General features: G+C 70.4%; 1 protein-coding gene. It reads right to left on the bottom strand.

Annotated elements, in window-relative coordinates:
- The coding region (locus RM812_RS42535) for an FAD-dependent monooxygenase (protein ID WP_311586412.1) at positions 1-425 on the bottom strand (425 nt) is incomplete at both ends.

Here is a 425-nt window from a genome sequence, read left to right as displayed (position 1 = left end):
CGGTGAAGATGTCCAGCACGGTGGTACCCGACCATCCGGTGACCGACTCGCGCAAGCCCTGGGAGAGTTCCGGCGCGATCTCGTCGATACGGCGGTGCAGTTGTTCGATGCCGCCCTTGCGCAGCTCCTTCAGCCCGCCCTTGGGGATGTTGAAGCCGATCCGGATGTCGTCGGGGTAGGTGGGGATGAACAGCCCGTGGCGGGAGCCCTGGAGCCGGATGCGGTAGCAGGCGCGCTGCCAGCCGTCCGGGCGGGGCATCCGGAGCCAGACCACGTCCCGCTCCAGCGGCTGCTTGTCGTAGGCGAGGCCGGAGAGTTCGCGGGTTTTGCTGTAGCGGCCGTCGGCGCCGACGACGAGCCGGGCGCGCAGCTCGCGCTCCTCGCCGTCGGCGCCCCGGTACCGTACGCCGGTGACATCCCCGTCC

It is taken from the genome of Streptomyces lancefieldiae, from assembly GCF_031845825.1.
GTDB lineage: Bacteria > Actinomycetota > Actinomycetes > Streptomycetales > Streptomycetaceae > Streptomyces > Streptomyces lancefieldiae.
The sequence above is the reverse complement of the archived record's forward strand: the minus strand, read 5'-3'. Positions and strand labels throughout refer to the sequence as shown.